Below are 14,799 nucleotides of genomic sequence, written 5' to 3' on the forward strand. Positions count from 1 at the left end.
AGAGACAACGCGCGAGAGACCGACGATGCCCTATATCCGCGAGACGATCCTGACCACGGCTTCGGCCGACGGCGTGGTGCATATCGCGCCGCTCGGCATCATCCAGGATAGCGACGGCTGGGTGATCGCGCCGTTCCGGCCCTCAACCACCCTTGCCAATATCGAGGCGACGGGCGTCGCCATCGTCAATTACACCGACGAGGCGAAGATCTTTGCCGGCTGCCTGACCGGCCGGCGCGACTGGCCGCTGGCGCCGGTGGAGGGCTGCGCCGTGCCGCGGCTTGAGGCCGCCCTCAGCCACGACGTGCTCGAAGTCGTCTCGGTGACCGGCGACGACATCCGCCCGCGCTTCCACTGCCGCGTCGCCTCGTCGGGCCAGCATCGGCCGTTCCTCGGCATGAACCGCGCCAAGGCCGCCGTGCTGGAGGCTGCCATTCTTGTCAGCCGGCTCAAGATGTTGCCGACCGAGAAGATCGAGGACGAGATCGCCTATCTGAAGATCGCCATCGACAAGACGGCGGGACCCGACGAGGAGCAGGCCTGGTACTGGCTGCTGGAGAAGGTCATCGCCCATCTGGCCGAGGTCGAGCCGACCGCCTGAGCCTTGCCCGGCCGACAGAAATGACGCGGCTCCACTGAACAGACTGTCGCAGCGGCGAACCAATTCGCCTCTCGCGTCGTTCCCTTCTCGATTTCGAACCATTCCAACCTGCAGCGGCCGGGATCGCGCAGGCGGGGCGAAGCGAAGGGACCTTCACCTTGATCAATCTGACCATCAACGGAACCGAGCATCAGCTCGAGGCCGACGTGCGGACGTCGCTGCTCGACGCGCTGCGCGACCACCTTGCCATGACCGGCACCAAGAAGGGCTGTGACCACGGCCAGTGCGGCGCCTGCACCGTGCTCGTCAACGGCCGACGCATCAATTCCTGCCTGACCCTCGCCGTCATGCACGAGGGCGACGATGTGACCACCATCGAGGGACTGGGCGAGCCCGGCAATCTCGACACCATGCAGGAAAGCTTCCTGCATCATGACGGCTACCAGTGCGGCTATTGCACGCCGGGCCAGATCATGTCGGCCACCGGCATGCTGGGCGAGGTCAAGGATGGCTGGCCAAGCCATGTGACCGACAAGCTCGACGGCCAGGTCGAACTGACCGATGCCGAGATTTCCGAGCGCATGAGCGGCAATATCTGCCGCTGCTCGGCCTATCCGAACATCGTCGACGCGATCCGCACCGCCAGCACCAAGAACAACTCGGGAGGCCCGGCATGAAGCCGTTCGAATATTCCCGCGTCTCCGAGGTTGCAGAAGCCGGTCAGGTTGCCGGCCGGTTCATCGCCGGCGGCACCAATCTGCTCGACCTGATGAAGCTGGAAGTCGAGGCGCCGGACCGGCTCGTCGACATCACCCGGCTGCCGCTGAAGGACATCGAGGAAACCGAGGATGGCGGCCTGCGCATCGGCGCGCTGGTCACCAATGCCGATCTGGCCGCCGATCCGCGCATCCGCCGCGACTACGCGGTGCTGTCGCGAGCGCTGCTCGCCGGCGCCTCCGGCCAGCTCCGCAACAAGGCGTCCACCGGCGGCAATCTCCTGCAGCGCACCCGGTGCTATTATTTCTATGACACCACGTCGCCCTGCAACAAGCGCGAGCCGGGCTCCGGCTGCGGTGCCATCGGCGGCTTCAACCGCATCCACGCCATTCTCGGCGCCAGCGACAAGTGCATCGCCACCCATCCCTCCGACATGGCGGTCGCTATGCGCGCCCTCGGCGCCATGGTCGAGACGGTGTTGCCGGACGGTTCGACCCGTGAGCTCGATTTCGACGGCCTCTACCGCCTGCCGGGCGACACGCCCGAGATCGAGACCAATCTGGAGCCGGGCGAGCTGATCACCGCGGTGCGCCTGCCCAGGCCCGCCGGCGGCGTCCATGTCTACCGCAAGGTCCGCGACCGTGCGTCCTACGCCTTCGCGCTCGTCTCGGTCGCGGCCGTGATCACCGTCGAGAACGGCACGATCTCGGCGGCGCGTCTCGCCTTCGGCGGGCTCGCCCACATGCCGTGGCGCGACGAGGCCGTCGAGGCTGCGCTGATTGGCCAGGCGCCGTCGAAGGACCTCTTCGCCAAGGCTGCCGACATCCTCCTGAAGGATGCCCGGGGGCAGGGCGGCAATGACTTCAAGATCCCGCTGGCGCGCCGCACGCTGTCCGCCGTGCTGGCCGAGGCGACGAAGGGAGACGCATGATGAACACCCATGTCATGGACAAGGAGATCGGCGAAACGCGGCTCGACCGCGAGACGCAGGGCGTCATCGGCAAACCCGTCGACCGCTACGAAGGCCCGCTGAAGGTCTCCGGCAAGGCGACCTATGCCTATGAGTATCTGGCCGACGACAAGAACGTCGCCTACGGCTTCATCGTCACCGCCAGCATCGGCAAGGGCAAGATCGTCAAGGTCGACGGCTCCAAGGCACTCTCGGCGCCGGGCGTTCTCGCCGTGGTCGACGGCGACAAGATCCTGCGGGCCTCCTCGCAGCCGATGGCGCCGGCCGCCCAGACGATCGACGGCGAGGTCTTCCATTACGGCCAGCCGGTCGCGGTCGTCGTCGCCACGAGCTTCGAGGCGGCGCGTCACGGCGCCAAGCTGGTCGAGGTCGAGTACGCTCCGGCGAGCGGCGGCCGCTACTCTCTCGAGCAGGTCAAGGATCAGGGCCGCGCCTCGGACCAGGGCGTGATGCCGGCCGACACGGAGCGCGGCGATTTCGAGACGGCGTTTGCCAAGGCCGAGATCCAGTTCGACCAGACCTACACGACGCCGAGCCACCATTCCTCCGCCATGGAGCCCCATGCGAGCGTGGCGAAGTGGGACGGCGACAAGCTGACCGTCTGGTCGTCCTGCCAGCTGCTGGAGACCAACGTCCAGCAGATCGCCAACGGTGTCGGCGTGCCGGTCGAGAATGTTCGTCTGCTCAGCCCCTATATCGGCGGCGGCTTCGGCTCCAAGCTCGGCATCGGCCCGGACGCCGTGCTGTCGGCTCTCGCCGCCCGCGCGGCCGGTCGCCCGGTCAAGCTGGCGCTGAGCCGGCCGCACGTCTTCCAGACGACGTCGCGGCGGTCCGAGACCATCCAGCGCATCCGCATCGGCACGACGAAGGACGGCCACATCACCGCCTTTTCCCACGAGACCTTCGCGGCCAATTCGCCGGGCAACGGCTTCTTCGAGCCGGCTGGCATCTCCAGCGTGTTCCTCTATGCCGGCAAGGACCGCAGCGTCACTCATCGCCTGTCCGAGACCGACGTCCTGATGACCTCGGCCGTGCGCGCGCCGGGCGAGGCCGTCGGCATGCTGGCGCTGGAAAATGCCATGGACGAGATGGCCGAGAAGCTCGGCCTCGATCCGCTCGAGTTCCGCAAGCTGAACGAGCCGGAGGTGGCCCCGCAGGACGACCTGCCGTTCTCCTCGCGCAAGCTGGTGGAATGCTACGAGGAAGGCGCCCGCCGCTTCGGCTGGGATAAGCGTCCGGCCAAGCCGGGCAGCGTCCGCGAGGGCGAATGGCTGATCGGCTACGGCATGGCCGCGGCCTCGCGCGCCAACTCGCTGATGAAGTCCTCGGCCGAGGTGGAGATGACGCCGGACGGCCGGGCGGTTGTGCGCACCGCCATGACCGATATCGGCACCGGCACCTACACGATCCTGCAGCAGATCGCCGGCGAGATGCTGGGCCTGCCGCTGGACCGCATCGATGTCGAGCTGGGTGATACGTCGTTGCCGTCCTCGTCCGGTTCCGGCGGCTCCTGGGGCGCCAACAGCGCCGGCTCGTCGGTCTATGTCGCCTGCGAAGCGCTGATCGGGGAGATCGCCCAGCGTCTCGGCGTCGAGCCGGACGGGCTGACCCTGAAGGATGGCCACGCCATCGCCAACAACCGGCAGGTGCCGTTCACCGAGATCCTTGACGGCAAGAGCCTGATGAAGCTCGGCACTATCAAGCCGGGCGAGACGTCGCAGAACTACAATCAGGCGAGCTACGGCGCGCATTTCTGCGAGGTCGCGGTCAATGCCGTGACCGGCGAGACGCGTGTCCGCCGGCTTCTGACGGTGGCCGCGGCGGGCCGGATTCTCAACGAGAAGACGGCGACGTCGCAGTGCTATGGCGGCCAGATCTGGGGCATCGGTTCTGCCCTGACCGAGGAACTCGTCACCGACGAGCGCACCGGCCTCCTGGTGAACCACGATCTCGCCGAATACCACGTGCCGGTGAATGCCGACGTGCCGCAGCTCGATGTCGTGCTGCTGCCCGAGCGCGATCCCCATGCCAGCCCGCTGGCCGGCAAGGGAATCGGCGAGCTGGCGCTGGCCGGTGTCGGCGCGGCGGTGACCAACGCGATCTACAATGCCTGCGGCGCCCGCGTCCGCGACTATCCGATGACGCTGGACAAGGTGCTCGCCGGCATGTCGCCGGAGATCGACGCGGCCGCATAGGCCACGCAAAGGCGGAGAAGAAAGACAGGGGTCGGCATCGCGCCGGCCCCTTTTTCGTACGGGGCGCTATGCGCGCTTCGCCGCCAGCAGTGCCAGCGCCGCGGCGGGCGCGGCGCGGCAGACGGCGTCGCGCATTTCGCCGGGGCAGTCGAATAAATCGGAGAAGTCGACGACGCCCCGGTCGAGCCGGGCGGCGAGGCGGCGCAGCACCGGGCGGCCGGCGCCGGCGACGACCACGGGCGCATCGTCCGACACGTCCTCGCGCGACAGCACCTGCAGCGCCGCGTCGTGGACATGGCGAACCTGCGCTTCGGCAAAGGCATGGGCCAGCCATTCCCAGGCGCCGTCGCCGGCATCGGCGGCGTCCATGCCGACCATCCGCGCCAGGCGCCGGCGCGAGGCCTCCAGCGTCTTCTCATGGCCATCGGCGGCCGGGTGCAGATCATCCGCCTCGTCGAGCGTGCCGACGATGCGCTGGACGTCGGCCATGGTCGCAAAGAACTCGTTCATCACCGGGATCGAACGCCCGGCGAAGGGGACGCGGTTTTCCACGGCCATCAGCGCCGTGCGGGTGTAGCCCTGATAGACCAGTTCGCCCTCGACCAGCCGCTGCCGGTCGGTGAAGCCGCGGGCCTTGGCCGTGCCGCCGGCGAGCGGCACGAGGTCGGTCGTCGTCGAGCCCATGTCGAGGAACAGGGCTTCCTCGATGGCGGTCGCGGCCAGCGCCGCGCTCGCATGCCAGTTCGCCGAGGCGATGGCGTCGGCATGGCCCCGGGCGTCGCCGGGGGAGAGAAAGCCGGACGCGCCGGCATAGATCAGCACGTCGCCGCTCAGGCGCTCGGCGAAGATCCGGGTGAGCTGCGCCACACCGTCCCGGCGCGATTCGAAGACGTCCGACAATTCGCCGGTCATCGTCACGGCATGCCGGTCCACCTCCGGCATACCCTCCAGTATGGTCGTCAGCGCGCGATCCAGATGCTCCAGCCCCTGCCAGATCGGGCTCGGCTCCTGCCAGACCTTGAGGACACGCTCTCCCTCCGCCAGCACCGCCTTCAGATGCGCGCCACCGACGTCCCAACCCAGCGTTCTCGTCATGCCATGTCCGCTCGTTTCTGATACGGGGCATCCTATACCACCGAACAGCGCGGCGGCGCGAGCCGAGGGCCCCATGCAGATCATCCCGGTACTCGACCTCAAGGACGGCCGCGTCGTGCGCGGCGTCATGGGGGATCGCGCCAACTATCGGCCGATCGAGACGCCGCTGGCGGATAGTGCCGATCCGGTGGCGGTGGCGCGGGGGCTGATGACGCTGGCGCCGTTCCGCAGCCTCTACATCGCCGATCTCGACGCCATCGAGGGACGGCCCACCAACGACTCAGCCATCGCCCGGCTCGGGGCGGCGTTTCCGGCGACGGAGATCTGGATCGATGCCGGCGTCCACACGACGGCGGATGCGCAGCGCGTTCTGGCCGGGCCCCGCCATGTCGCGGTGGTCGGCTCGGAATCGATCGACGGCGCCGGCGTTGCCCGCGAGCTTGCGGACGAGACACGGGCGGTGCTGTCACTGGATTTTCGCGGCGACGACTTTCTCGGGCCGGCGGAGCTTCTGACGGATGCATCCCTCTGGCCGCGGCGCCTGATCGTCATGACCCTGGCGCGGGTGGGCAGCGGCGCCGGTCCGGATCTGGAGCGGCTGGCGAGCGTGGCGGCGCGGGCCGGGGATCGGGCGATCTTTGCCGCCGGCGGCGTGCGCGGCGTGAACGACGTCGCCGTCCTGGCGAAGGCAGGGATCGCCGGTGCGCTGGTGTCGACGGCCCTGCATGACGGCCGGCTGGCCCCGGCGGACCTGCAGCGCCTCGTCTGATCTCGAAACGCTGCGGCCGGCGTGTTGTCGCCCGGTCAAACGCGCAAGAAAAAAGGGGCCGCAAGGGCCCCTTTTCCGTCTGTCGTCCTCGTTCCCGCGGGAACTGGCTTCCTATTGGAAACCGAACTTGGCGGCCAATCGCCGGAGGAGGCCGGCGGGCATCGCCGGCTTGTCGTCTCCCCCGGGATGGTTCCTTGTCTAAGCGCCGGCGAACGGGTGAGCCGCCGAGCCTTTCTTGGAGACCACTTCCGCGGCGGTCGGCGTGCCCTTGATGGCGCGCTCGATGGATTCCATCGTCGCCTGGTAGTTGTAGTCGCGGATCTTGGCGTCGTCCTCGGCTTCCCAGTGGATGAAGACACCGACGCAGATGAACAAATCGTCGGCTTCGGCCTGCGGGATGATGCCCTTCTCGACCGAATCGGCGACGGCGCGCGCAACGGCGGTCTGCGCCGGCCCGAACATCTGGACGGCCTGCTTGGCGCCCTTGATGGTGACCTTGTTGAACATGACCGTGTTCGGCTTGCACGGCAGGTTCGGCGCGACGACGGCGAGCAGCGTCGTAAAGCCGTCCTTGTTGTTGGTCAGCGAGTTACAGAACGCCGACTCGGCGGCGGACCCGCGGGGTCCGATGATGAGATCGATATGGGCGACTTCGTTGCCTTCGCCGACGAGCGACTCGCCGACCATGACCTTGTTGATTGTTGCCATGAGCAATTCCTCCAAATGTGCCAACCTGACGCGGCTTGCCGCCGGCCCGGCTCTAAGAACTTACGATCCCGAAAGGCATGTTCGGCAGCGCCCTCCAATAGTGCGCGACCGCGTCTCCCTCCCGGTCACCGGACGGCCTCCCGACCGGCATACGTCTATCCTTGTTAGCGGCGTCCCCCGCGGGACCGGTTAGCCAGATAGTCAAGGTGTCACATGGACCCTTACGGCCGACAGTCAATCACTCCCGTTGCGCTTCCGCAAGGTTCTGCGCGAAAAGGCTGGCCACCGTCAGATCGGCCGATGTGCCGGGATTGCGGCCGTCGCGCTTGAGCGCGGCATCGAGGCGAAGCGCCAGGGCGAGACGGGCGTCCGGATCCCGCGTGCGGGCGAGATCGCCGGCGAGATCGGCCATCTGCCGGCGCACCGTCTCGGCGACCTCCAGCCGGTATTTGCGCTGGAGATGACTGTCGGGAAAGACCGATGCGAAGGCGAGATAGGCGGCGAGCGCCGGGCCGGTTCCCGGCGCCTGCACTGCGGTGTCCGGAGCGGCGAGGGCCGGCAGGCCGATCTCGAAGATCTCGCGAAACCCGTCGGCATATTGCCGGGCGACGAGGTCCCGGTCGGCGGCAAGCCGCATGGCTTCGACGAGGCCGATGGTCGGCGGCGAGCGCACGTCCTGTTCGGCGGCCTCGCCGAGCCCGCCGGGCGTCGCCAGCGCGATGGCTGCGAAGGTGTCATGCGCGTCCTGCGCATCGAGGCGGGCGAGGACATCCGCCACCGCCTCGCGCAGATCGAGGCCGCCAGCTGCGTGATGCTCGGCGGCCGCCGCCAGGGGCGCGCAGAGGAGGACGATGCCGAGATTGGCGTTCAGGCCGACGGCCTCCCAGCTGGCGCGTGTCGCGCCGAGGATGCGGGCGCCGACGCCGAGATCGTGCCGGGCGATCCACGGCGCGGTCGCCCTTGCGGCGGCCTCGAAGGTGTCGGCGTGCATGCCGTGGCCGCCGGCAAAGCGGTGGACATTGCCGGGCTTGGCCGCGTCGAGCTCGGCCCGGCAGGCGGCGAGGAAGGCCGCGGCGATCCGGTCGGGTGGCAGGCTCATACGGCGTGAGGCAGCGGCTGCGACAGGAGCTGACGGCGGCGGGCCTCGGCCAGCGCCACCACGTCGCGGGCGCGGATGGCTGCGATGTCGCTGCCGGTGGCCCGCTGCAGTCCGGTCCAGGCGGGCATGGAATTGACCTCGATGATCGCGGCGCGGCCGCTCTCGTCGCGCAGCAGGTCGACGCCGCAGAAATCCCCCTCGACGGCGGCCGTGGCGGCGATCGCGAGCTCTTCCATCTCGCGGTCGGCCGGCATGGCGACGGCGTTGGCGCCCTGCTTGACGTTGGTGATCCAGTTCGCCGCCTCGCGCCGCATCGAAGCGACGGCGCGGCCGGCCGAGACGAGCACCCTGACGTCGCTCCAGCGCCCGCCGGTCTCGACCCCGGCATAACGCTGCAGATAATAGACGCCGCCTGCGATCTCGCCGGCAGGCGGCAGGTCGTCCGCGCCGCGTACCAGCTTCAGCCCCTTGCCCTGCGCCCCGAACAGCGGCTTCAGCACCATCGGGCCGGGCTCGGCGGCGAGGATGCGCGCGGCCTCGGCGCGGCTCTCGACTGCGTAGCTGCGCGGGCTTGGCAGGCCCGCCCGGTGAAGGAGGAAGCTGGTCATCGACTTGTCGACGCAGTTCTCGACGGCGCGCGGGCCGTTTGAAACCGGCACGCCGCTGCGCGCCAGGGCGTGGAGGACGCCGAGCCGTCGGGTCACCTGCTCGAAGCTGCCCGCATCCATCGTGCGCAGGCAGACCGCGTCCGGCAGTTCGTCGCCGAATTGCGGAATGCGCAGGCCGCTTGCCGCGCCGGTGTCGAAGCCGATCTCCGACAGGCCGGCCAGCACGACCGTCGCGCCAAGTGCACCGAAGGCCGCGATCAGGTCGCGGGCATGCCGGTCCCGGTCGGCCGAGACCAGGAGAATGCGCGGAGCGCCGGATGCGCCGGGAGCCGCCGGTTCAGCCAAAGGAGGCGTCGATCAGCTCGGGATCGACCGCACCGCCGCGGAAGGTCTCGCCGGTCTCCAGCGCCACGACCGCCACTTCGGCGGGCGAGAACAGCATCGGGTCGATCTTGTAGAAATCGCCCTCGTAGCGGCGGAAGATCTCGGCAAAGGGCGTGCCGTAGTCATTGGCGGTCGAGCTCGGCAGCTTCTCGGCCAGCGCTTTGGCGTCGGCGGCCGGGCCGGTGACGTGCAGGAGAATGCGCCCGCCATAGATGACGGCGTCGTTGGTGCGGCCCATGGCGGTGATGAAGTCGGGATGCGGCGGGCTGAGCGGCGCCGTGCCGGTGCCCTCGACGATGCGCGACAGGTCGAATTTCAGCTCATGCGCCTTATGCAGCGCCACCTCGACCACGCGGCCGACGATCTGCACCGAGCCGGCAAGACTCTGGGTCGGCGCGTAGATGATGGTCAGCGCCTCGGGCGCCACACCGCAATCGGCGGCGATCTGCCGGACGAGGTCTTCCGGCGGCGGACTGCCGGATTCCAGCACCAGCGTCGCCGTGTCGCTTTGATCGGCATAGGCGATGTCCTTGAACAGCGCCTCCTTGCCGGCCAGCGCCCGGCCGGGGCCCGAGCCCATGGCGAAATAGGCTGCGTCGCCTTCGCCGCTGGTCAGCTGCCAGCCGGCATACTGGCTTCCGAGGCAGGCGACGACCGGCTGCGAGGTGCGCGTCGTCAGGGTGAACGGCCAGTTGGGCAGGTAGGGCGACGAGCCGAGCGTCACCTCGCCGAGCCCGCCAAGGCAAATCTCGGTCATCAGCCGGCCGGCCTCGAGGCTGCCGGTGACCGAGGCGCCGGCATCGATCAGGGTTTCGCCGGCCGGTCCGGTGGAAACGCCGATCCGCAGTTCCGCCGCGCGACGCTGCAGGGTCTCGATCAGGGGGAGAACGCCTCCGTTGACCGACAATTGCGATGCACGGCTCATGCGGCCATCCTCCCGGTTCGTTCATGCAGTGCGTCCACGCGGGCGTGGAACAGGGCCTCGGCGGCCGCAGCGTCGGCCGCTTCGGCAACGACTGTGCACAGCGGCTGACCGGGACCGAACGCGGCCGGCGGATGGGTGCGGTCGCAGCTCCATTCCGGCCAGTCGAAGTCGGCCGGCAGGGTTACAGCGACGTCGGTCCAGGCAAGGCCCGAGGCGCGGACGGTGCCGGCGGGCGGAATGCTCGTTGGCAGGCGCCCCCGGCACGCGTCGAGATGCAGCGCCAGGAGCGGGGCGTCGTCGCGGTCATAGATGTCGACGGTCGCGCCGAAACGGGCGTTGATTTCGAGCAGCACCGGCCCGTCCGGCGTCAGCACGAAATCGCCGCTGGCGATGCCGGCGAGCGGCACCTCGCGCGCCAGCCGCTCCAGCGCCGCGACCATGGCCGGGGCGCTGTCGCCGGGCGGGTCCAGCGGGCCCACCGCGCCGCCATAGCGGAACGGCTCGTCGGCCGAGGGCGCCGCCCATTGCCGGGTGAAGCCGAGCATCGCGATCCGGCCACCCGCCGCGAGGAAGGCCGCCGACCATTTCTCGCCCGTCACCCTGCGCTGGACATAGCGATCGGCGTCGGGCGCCGTGCCGTCTGCCGGGCGGACATGGCTGCCGCCAGCGCCGCCGATCTTCTTGGACACCCAGCCGGCGGGATCGCCGACAACGCTGCGCCGGGTCTCGGGGTGGGCGATTTCGGCCTTTACGCAGAGCGCGGCGAAGGCCTCGGGGTCTTTGAGCAGGCGGGTCGTGGCAGCGTCGGTCCCGAGGATCGGCCAGCGCGCGCCGATCCGCTCCAAGAGTTCGGTGCGGTCCTCGAAGCCGGCGCCCGGAACGAAGCCGATCGGCGCATGGCCGTCGGCCAGGCGGCCGAGGATCGCCAGCAGTTCCTCGCCGTCGAAGCCGTCGGGATAGTCGCCATGCAGCACCTCGGCCGCCCGCGCCGACTGCTTCAGGTCGAGGTCGCCGAAGAAGTCGACCGCCAGCGCGTCGATGCCGGAGCGGCGGGCGCTCTCGGCGATCTGACGCGCCGAAAAGGCGGCACAGAGAATGCTGGGGCGCGATGCCATCGGGTTACGAGACCAGGGTGCGGGCCAGCGCGAAGGCATCGCGGAAGTCGAGCACCTGCGGCTCCTCCGCCTCGATCATGCGCTGCAGGAGGCCGGATTCGGTCTTCGACTTCAACGGGCCGACCGCCAGCGCGCCGATGCCGAAGGCCTCGGTGCCGTCGATCTGCTCCTCGTCGTCCATCACGTCGATGCCCTCGAGGCCGAGCGGCGGCACCGCATTGGCGTCGGCGGCGACGAGAAGCTTCGGCGCGCCCTGGATCTGGTCCTTGCCGAGCACCTGCACGCCGGCCTTGGCGGCGGCGATGATGACGTGGACGTCCTCGATGATCGCGGTGTTCTTGTCGTCTGACGAGCCGTCGACCGGCTCGACCTCGACGCCGAAGCGCTCCTTCATCTCGGCCGCGCGCTTGGAGATCCGCTCGATCCCGTCATAGCCGACCACTTTCACCGTGGCGCCCTCCAGCGCGGCGATGACGGCGGCGCAATAGCCGACGACGCCGGTGGCGCCGAAGACGGCGATGGTAACGTCCTTCAGCGCCGTCTGCTTGCGGTTCTTCAGGGTGCGCTCGATGCAGGCGACCATGGCGGCGGCCGTGGTGAAGGAGCCCGAGGGATCGGCCATGATGTTGCAGCCGAAGGGCGGCACGAGCGCGTCCTTGGCCGCCGCGATCATGTCCAGCGCCAGCACCGAATCATTGCCGCCGAAGAACACCGCCGAGCGCACGCCGCGATCCGGCGGGCGCGAGAAGATCACGTCCTGCACCAGGTCGGCGACCTCCGCCATCTCGACGCTCTCATAGGGCAGCACCGCATCGTAGCCGGCGTCGAGCGCCATGTTCACGTCGAAGGGGCTGATGTGCTTCTGCGGCGTGATCATGTGCAGGATGTTCTTGTGCGCCATGGAAAGTCTCCGGTCTGCATGTGCGTTCGCCGGGCCGGTCGGCCGCGACGGTGCCAGGGCTTGTCGCCGCTAGCCGGTGCCCGTCAGTCGGAACCCGCGACGTTCGACGCCGGCTCCATGATTGCGTCCCGCAAGGATGCGGATGTCGAGCCCCGCGGCGGCCTCGCCGATCGCCGTGACGAGACGCCGGGCTTCCGGAGCCGAGGGGGCGAAGGCGAAGCCGGTCGGGCCCCAAGAGCTCTGGCCGATGCCATGGGCTCCGGCCGCCGCCAGCGCCTCACAGGCCCCGGCCACCGCCGGGCTGGTGAAGACGCCGCCCTGGGCGGGGGCGAAATGCTCGCCGACCATCTGCTGGATGGTGGCGATGGCGGCGCCGAAGCCGGCAATGTCGGTCTCGGCCAGCGAGGGCAGCGCCTGCATCAGCACCAGCCGGCAGATTTCCGCGATCTGCGCCTCGGGAAAGGCCGGCAGCGTCGCGAAGGCGGCGACTTCGTCGGCGCCGTGAAAGCCCGTATCGCTCGGGTCGAGGACGAGGATGACGCGCCAGTCGTGCGGAAACGGCAGCCGCGCGATCAGCGGCGGCGGCAGGTCGCTGTCGCCCTTGCCGCCGTCCACCGCCACGCCGCCGCCGGTGACGAAGGCGGCGCCGAGGCCCGACCGGTTGCCGCGGCCGAGCCGCGCGGCGTCGCCGGCGACGTCGGCTGGCAGCCCCTCCAGGGCACGCAGAGCGGTCGCCACGGCCAGCGCCAGCTGGGTGCCCGATCCGAGGCCCGAATGGGCCGGAATCGCCTCCGAAATCGTCAGCTCGTGGCGGACGCCGATGCCCAGATGCCGGCGCATGTCGTCGAGATAGGCGGCTGCGCGACCCGCTTCCGGACCGTCGACATGGTCCTGCCGGGCCCGCCGGATGGAAAGCCGCGTTGCTGGTTCTTCCAGCGCCATGCCGATTCCGCCGAACCGGCGCGCGGACTGGCCGCCGGGATCGAGAAATCCCAGATGCAGGCGAGCGGGCGCCGAGACGTTGACGACGTCGTCTGTCACTTTGTCCCCTGAACTTGCGTGCCCGCACCCTATTATTGCGGCGAATACCGATGGGGCAAGCGTAGTGGAGGAGAAAACCATGGCAGCGAAGACCTATTCCGACGCCGAGGTGACCAAGCGACTGGAAGCGGAGCTGCCCACATGGCGGCTCGAGGACGGCTGGATTCGCCGCACCTACAAGACCGCGGGCTGGAAGGGCACGCTGATGGTGATCAATGCCGTCGGCCATCTCGCCGAGGCCGCATTCCACCATCCCGACATCACTGCCTCCTATGCCTGGGTCGAGGTGCGGCTGGTGAATCACGCCGCCAAGGGGATCACCGATTCGGACTTCGCCCTGGCGAAGATGATCGAGCAGGTGGTCATGTGGCAGCCGGGCAAGGAGGACGGGCCGCTGTCGGGCACGCCGGACGATCCGCGCTTCGCCTATATCAAATACGACAAGAGCTGAGACCTGCCGGCGGGGATTTGATCTTCGCCGCCAAGGCTGTAGTTTGCATCACGGGCACAGAAAGCGAATGGTTTTGCAGAACGCATGGATCGACGGGAAACCGGCGTCCACACAGGAGGCTGTGTCCGCAGCGGCGGAGCTGATCGGCCGAAGCCGCCTGCCTCTCGTGACCGGACTTTCGACCGATGTCGCAGGCATCAAGGCCGCGGTCGCCCTGGCGCAGATCGCCGGCGGGGCGATCGATCATGCCGCCTCGAACGGCATCTATCCGCTGATCTCGGCGATGCGCGACAGCGGCATGATGCTGGCCGCACCGTCCGAGATCCGGCGCCGTGCCGACCGCGTGCTGGTGGTCGGTGACGACGCGTTCGAAGACGCGCCGGACATGCCGGATTACCTGTTCTACGAGACGCCCGATCTCGGCGAAGCGACCCGCGGCGTCGAGCGACAGGTCCTGTGGCTGGGCGCCGGCGACGACATGCCGGACCTTCCGGAATCGGTCGCGCTGCACGGCATCGACTGCGCCGGCGACGATCTCCTCGACGCGCTGTCGGCGATCCGCGCCGAGTTGGCCGGGCACCAGCACGGCGCCGGGCCGCTGCCCGCGCCAACCGTGCAATTCGTCGCCGAATGGCTGAAGGAGGCGGCGTTCGGCTGCGCCATCTTTGCACCCGCCAACCTCGACAGCCTCACCATCGAGATGCTCGCCGGCCTGGTCTTCGACCTGAATGCCGAGACCCGTTTCACCAGCCTGCCGATGTTGCGCGCCGACCAGGCCTTTGCCGCGGCGCAGGCGACCACCTGGACGACCGGCTTTCCGCTGCGCAGCGGTTTCGGCCGCGGCTATCCCGACCATGATCCGCATCTGTATCGCGGCGAGCGGCTGATCGCCGACGGCGAGGCGGATCTGGCGGTGCATGTCGCCGCGCTGGACGGCCAGGACGAAATCGAGCCGGAGTGGTCGGCGACGGTGCCGGTCGTCGCCTTGTGCGGCGAGGCGACCGACTGGAGCCATCCGCCGAAGATCGCCTTCGCCGTGGCGACGGCCGGCCGCGATCACGACAGCGTCCTCTACGACAACCGCTTCGGCGGCTTCGTCCCGGTCGCGGCGTCGCAGGCGGGCGAGGACGCCGGCGGGCGCATGACGGCGGCGGCCGTCCTTGCGGCGATCGCCGCGCATCTGGGACAGACGACGACGGAAGCGACGGCATGATCGTCGG

General features: G+C 69.2%; 15 protein-coding genes. 7 read left to right on the forward strand and 8 right to left on the reverse strand.

Annotated features, from left to right (window positions below; genetic code table 11):
• Positions 1-25 precede the first annotated feature (25 nt).
• The 4 genes from J3367_RS08595 to J3367_RS08610 all read left to right on the forward strand — a co-directional run bounded on the left by J3367_RS08595 (position 26) and on the right by J3367_RS08610 (position 4,483).
• Positions 26-601, forward strand: coding sequence for a DUF447 domain-containing protein (locus J3367_RS08595; protein ID WP_024349723.1), 576 nt, complete (start codon positions 26-28; stop codon positions 599-601).
• A gap of 122 nt (positions 602-723) precedes the next feature.
• The gene (locus J3367_RS08600; RefSeq protein ID WP_370192659.1) at positions 724-1,278 is read left to right on the forward strand and encodes a 2Fe-2S iron-sulfur cluster-binding protein; all 555 of its coding nucleotides are present in this window, start codon (positions 724-726) and stop codon (positions 1,276-1,278) included.
• Positions 1,275-2,249, forward strand: a complete 975-nt coding sequence (locus tag J3367_RS08605) for an FAD binding domain-containing protein (protein ID WP_024349725.1) — start codon at positions 1,275-1,277, stop codon at positions 2,247-2,249. Before J3367_RS08600 ends, J3367_RS08605 begins: the two co-directional genes overlap by 4 nt.
• Positions 2,246-4,483 carry a xanthine dehydrogenase family protein molybdopterin-binding subunit gene (locus J3367_RS08610; RefSeq protein WP_081651841.1) on the forward strand — a complete coding sequence of 746 codons (2,238 nt, stop codon included), beginning with the start codon at positions 2,246-2,248 and terminating at the stop codon, positions 4,481-4,483. Before J3367_RS08605 ends, J3367_RS08610 begins: the two co-directional genes overlap by 4 nt.
• A gap of 66 nt (positions 4,484-4,549) precedes the next feature.
• Here J3367_RS08610 and J3367_RS08615 read toward each other — a convergent pair whose 3' ends face one another.
• A complete protein-coding gene (locus J3367_RS08615; RefSeq protein WP_024349727.1) occupies positions 4,550-5,578 on the reverse strand; it encodes a hydantoinase/oxoprolinase family protein in 1,029 nt (342 codons plus the stop codon).
• Between the two features lie 73 nt (positions 5,579-5,651).
• Between J3367_RS08615 and J3367_RS08620 the strand changes: the two genes are divergently transcribed.
• Positions 5,652-6,347, forward strand: a complete 696-nt coding sequence (locus J3367_RS08620) for a HisA/HisF-related TIM barrel protein (protein ID WP_024349728.1) — start codon at positions 5,652-5,654, stop codon at positions 6,345-6,347.
• A 198-nt stretch (positions 6,348-6,545) separates the two neighbouring features.
• Here J3367_RS08620 and fae read toward each other — a convergent pair whose 3' ends face one another.
• The 7 genes from fae to J3367_RS08655 all read right to left on the reverse strand — a co-directional run bounded on the left by fae (position 6,546) and on the right by J3367_RS08655 (position 13,128).
• On the reverse strand, positions 6,546-7,055 hold the full coding sequence (fae, locus tag J3367_RS08625) for a formaldehyde-activating enzyme (protein ID WP_009210870.1): 510 nt from the start codon (positions 7,053-7,055) through the stop codon (positions 6,546-6,548).
• A 238-nt stretch (positions 7,056-7,293) separates the two neighbouring features.
• Positions 7,294-8,154: a triphosphoribosyl-dephospho-CoA synthase gene (locus J3367_RS08630; protein ID WP_024349729.1), complete on the reverse strand. Its 861-nt coding sequence runs from the start codon at positions 8,152-8,154 to the stop codon at positions 7,294-7,296.
• On the reverse strand, positions 8,151-9,107 hold the full coding sequence (locus J3367_RS08635; protein WP_029702846.1) for a RimK family alpha-L-glutamate ligase: 957 nt from the start codon (positions 9,105-9,107) through the stop codon (positions 8,151-8,153). The genes J3367_RS08630 and J3367_RS08635 overlap by 4 nt, the downstream gene beginning before the upstream one ends.
• Positions 9,100-10,071, reverse strand: a complete 972-nt coding sequence (mch, locus tag J3367_RS08640) for a methenyltetrahydromethanopterin cyclohydrolase (protein WP_024349731.1) — start codon at positions 10,069-10,071, stop codon at positions 9,100-9,102. The genes J3367_RS08635 and mch overlap by 8 nt, the downstream gene beginning before the upstream one ends.
• Positions 10,068-11,186, reverse strand: coding sequence for an ATP-grasp domain-containing protein (locus J3367_RS08645; RefSeq protein WP_024349732.1), 1,119 nt, complete (start codon positions 11,184-11,186; stop codon positions 10,068-10,070). Before J3367_RS08645 ends, mch begins: the two co-directional genes overlap by 4 nt.
• 4 nt (positions 11,187-11,190) lie before the next feature.
• Positions 11,191-12,087, reverse strand: a complete 897-nt coding sequence (locus J3367_RS08650; protein WP_024349733.1) for an NAD(P)-dependent methylenetetrahydromethanopterin dehydrogenase — start codon at positions 12,085-12,087, stop codon at positions 11,191-11,193.
• Positions 12,088-12,156: 69 nt separating this feature from the next.
• Positions 12,157-13,128: a beta-ribofuranosylaminobenzene 5'-phosphate synthase family protein gene (locus J3367_RS08655; RefSeq protein WP_024349734.1), complete on the reverse strand. Its 972-nt coding sequence runs from the start codon at positions 13,126-13,128 to the stop codon at positions 12,157-12,159.
• Positions 13,129-13,207: 79 nt separating this feature from the next.
• On the opposite strand from J3367_RS08655, the gene J3367_RS08660 reads away from it, so the two are divergent.
• Complete coding sequence (locus J3367_RS08660) at positions 13,208-13,579, forward strand: 4a-hydroxytetrahydrobiopterin dehydratase (protein ID WP_024349735.1); 372 nt, start codon at positions 13,208-13,210, stop codon at positions 13,577-13,579.
• A gap of 121 nt (positions 13,580-13,700) precedes the next feature.
• The gene (locus J3367_RS08665; protein ID WP_024349736.1) at positions 13,701-14,792 is read left to right on the forward strand and encodes a hypothetical protein; all 1,092 of its coding nucleotides are present in this window, start codon (positions 13,701-13,703) and stop codon (positions 14,790-14,792) included.
• Positions 14,793-14,799: the final 7 nt, after the last annotated feature.

It is taken from the genome of Aurantimonas sp. NFXS3 (assembly GCF_049132005.1).
Taxonomy (GTDB): Bacteria; Pseudomonadota; Alphaproteobacteria; order Rhizobiales; family Rhizobiaceae; genus Aurantimonas; species Aurantimonas coralicida.

Bases quoted from the DNA above. Each gene is read 5' to 3' on its own strand.
- J3367_RS08595 (WP_024349723.1), top strand. From the start codon at position 26: ATGCCCTATATCCGCGAGACGATCCTGACCACGGCTTCGGCCGACGGC.
- J3367_RS08605 (WP_024349725.1), top strand. From the start codon at position 1,275: ATGAAGCCGTTCGAATATTCCCGCGTCTCCGAGGTTGCAGAAGCCGGT.
- J3367_RS08610 (WP_081651841.1), top strand. From the start codon at position 2,246: ATGATGAACACCCATGTCATGGACAAGGAGATCGGCGAAACGCGGCTC.
- J3367_RS08615 (WP_024349727.1), bottom strand. From the start codon at position 5,578: ATGACGAGAACGCTGGGTTGGGACGTCGGTGGCGCGCATCTGAAGGCG.
- J3367_RS08620 (WP_024349728.1), top strand. From the start codon at position 5,652: ATGCAGATCATCCCGGTACTCGACCTCAAGGACGGCCGCGTCGTGCGC.
- fae (WP_009210870.1), bottom strand. From the start codon at position 7,055: ATGGCAACAATCAACAAGGTCATGGTCGGCGAGTCGCTCGTCGGCGAA.
- J3367_RS08630 (WP_024349729.1), bottom strand. From the start codon at position 8,154: ATGAGCCTGCCACCCGACCGGATCGCCGCGGCCTTCCTCGCCGCCTGC.
- mch (WP_024349731.1), bottom strand. From the start codon at position 10,071: ATGAGCCGTGCATCGCAATTGTCGGTCAACGGAGGCGTTCTCCCCCTG.
- J3367_RS08645 (WP_024349732.1), bottom strand. From the start codon at position 11,186: ATGGCATCGCGCCCCAGCATTCTCTGTGCCGCCTTTTCGGCGCGTCAG.
- J3367_RS08650 (WP_024349733.1), bottom strand. From the start codon at position 12,087: ATGGCGCACAAGAACATCCTGCACATGATCACGCCGCAGAAGCACATC.
- J3367_RS08660 (WP_024349735.1), top strand. From the start codon at position 13,208: ATGGCAGCGAAGACCTATTCCGACGCCGAGGTGACCAAGCGACTGGAA.